This is a genomic window from Mesorhizobium sp. M7A.F.Ca.CA.003.01.2.1 (assembly GCF_003998945.1).
GTDB lineage: Bacteria > Pseudomonadota > Alphaproteobacteria > Rhizobiales > Rhizobiaceae > Mesorhizobium > Mesorhizobium ciceri.
The window spans coordinates 1-1,802 of sequence record NZ_RZRA01001042.1; the positions used below are offsets into that span (position 1 = coordinate 1).

At 62.9% G+C, this 1,802-nt stretch carries 3 protein-coding genes; 2 read left to right on the forward strand and 1 reads right to left on the reverse strand.

Annotated features, from left to right (window positions below; genetic code table 11):
* Positions 1 to 272: 272 nt before the first annotated feature.
* Positions 273 to 476, forward strand: a complete 204-nt coding sequence (locus EN969_RS29365; RefSeq protein WP_013530050.1) for a hypothetical protein — start codon at positions 273 to 275, stop codon at positions 474 to 476.
* 149 nt (positions 477 to 625) lie between these two features.
* Here EN969_RS29365 and EN969_RS29370 read toward each other — a convergent pair whose 3' ends face one another.
* Positions 626 to 994, reverse strand: a complete 369-nt coding sequence (locus EN969_RS29370) for a helix-turn-helix domain-containing protein (protein ID WP_024504168.1) — start codon at positions 992 to 994, stop codon at positions 626 to 628.
* 89 nt (positions 995 to 1,083) lie between these two features.
* Between EN969_RS29370 and EN969_RS29375 the strand changes: the two genes are divergently transcribed.
* A complete protein-coding gene (locus EN969_RS29375; RefSeq protein ID WP_013530052.1) occupies positions 1,084 to 1,689 on the forward strand; it encodes an NADPH-dependent FMN reductase in 606 nt (201 codons plus the stop codon).
* Positions 1,690 to 1,802 lie beyond the last annotated feature (113 nt).

A 1,802-nucleotide genomic window follows, 5' to 3' on the forward strand; every position in this document is an offset into this window, starting at 1 on the left:
CAGCAGTGCTTCCGATGGCAGGTCGATGGCGGGATGTTCCTTGGACGACATGAACCTCGACGCGAATGGCGGCTTTCACCTGTAGCAGCCGGGCGGAAAATACCCAACCGATCGTACCCAGTCTGCCATGGATCGGTTGCCGCCGACATAGCTGGGATCAGGTAGAGCGAGCCGGGTATGGCCGTTTGTAACAGCGCCCGTGCGGGAGGCGCTTTTCGTGACATCCAACGGTTGCCTCCAAGCCCGATCCTGCTGCAATCGGAGGAGAGACAATGCGTCAACATCTGCTGAACGGTTGGCTCGTGGCAGCCCTGGTCGCGACGACCTGCCTGCTCGGCGTGACCGCTTACGCGGAGGTGAAGGAAGACATCTCGCGCGTCGCCTGCACGCATGGAGGACAGGCTCCCGGCGAGCGGGGCGCACGGTGTGATACCTGTGCCGCCGCGCGATGCGATGTGCGCGCATCAGGAGCCTGAGCGGCAGCCGTCAGGGGACCGCATGAGCGGCAATCCGCCAGCCAAAACGGCGCTTGCATCCGGGCACGATCCGCGCAGCCGAGATAGAATTTCCGATCAGACAAGCCGGATGTTGCGTGCGGGGCTGAATCCCTTGCCGCGCAAGGGTTTCAGACGCGGGCGCCGTCGAATTTTTCGCGCGCCGCCTTGACGCGCATGGTGTTGGCGCGCGCCCATTCGCTCAGTGCGCTGACGGGGATCAGCAGCTCGTGGCCGAGCTCGGTCAGCTCATAATCGACGCGCGGCGGAATGGTTGGAAACACGGTGCGGGTGACGAAGCCGTCACGCTCCAGCCCGCGCAAGGTGGTGGTCAGCATCTTCTGCGAGATGCCGCCGACGGCTGCGCGCAATTCGTTGAAACGCAGCGGTCCGTCGCCCAGCTTGCCGACGACCAGAACGGTCCATTTGTCGCCGACGCGCTGCAGGATTTCCGAGATGGCGCGGCAGTCTTCGGAGCGGTGTGGGTGCCTCGGTAACAAAAAAGTGCCTTCTTGTGCATCGCGTTTGCAGTATCTCATATAGCGCAGGTATCCAAATGATACCAGTACTTCGTGCAAGGAGAGCCCTTATGTCCAAACCCAAAATTGCCATCGTCGTCGGATCGACGCGCGCCGCTCGTTTCGCCGATGTGCCAACCCAATGGATCGCCAAGATCGCCAAGTCGCATGCCGACATCGATGTCGAGATCGTCGACCTTCGCGACTTCCCGCTGCCGTTCTTCGACGAAGTCGCATCCTCCGCATGGGCGCCGTCGCAGAACGAAGTGGCACAGCGCTGGCAGAAGAAGGTCGCCGAATTCGACGGCTTCATCTTCACCGCCGCCGAATACAATCATGGCCCGACGGCGGTGCTGAAGAATGCCATCGACTACGCCGCCAACGAATGGAACAAGAAGCCGGCCGGCTTCGTCGGCTATGGCAGCGTCGGTGGCGCTCGCGCCGTCGAACAGCTCCGCCTTCATGCCGTCGAATTGCAGATGGCGCCGGTCAAGTCGGCCGTCCATATCGCCTGGGGCGATTTCCTCGCCGTCCGCCAGGGCGAGAAGAAGCTGGAAGACCTCGAGCATCTGAACCAGGCCGCCACGGCGCTGGTCAACGACGTTGCCTGGTGGGCCAAGGTGCTCAAGGCAGCGCGTCAGGCCGACGCCGTCGCCGAGGAAGTCAAGGCGGCCTGACCGCCGGTTCGAATTATCCTCCCAAGGATCCGGGGCGGCGCTTGCGCCGCCCTTTTTCAATTATAGCGGCTCAAACCGAAAGCTGGCGCCGGATCGGACGACGCGGCCGATAC

What these genes read in the sequence shown, in the direction of transcription:
- EN969_RS29365 (WP_013530050.1), top strand. Translation starts at nt 273, where the DNA reads ATGCGTCAACATCTGCTGAACGGTTGGCTCGTGGCAGCCCTGGTCGCG.
- EN969_RS29375 (WP_013530052.1), top strand. Translation starts at nt 1,084, where the DNA reads ATGTCCAAACCCAAAATTGCCATCGTCGTCGGATCGACGCGCGCCGCT.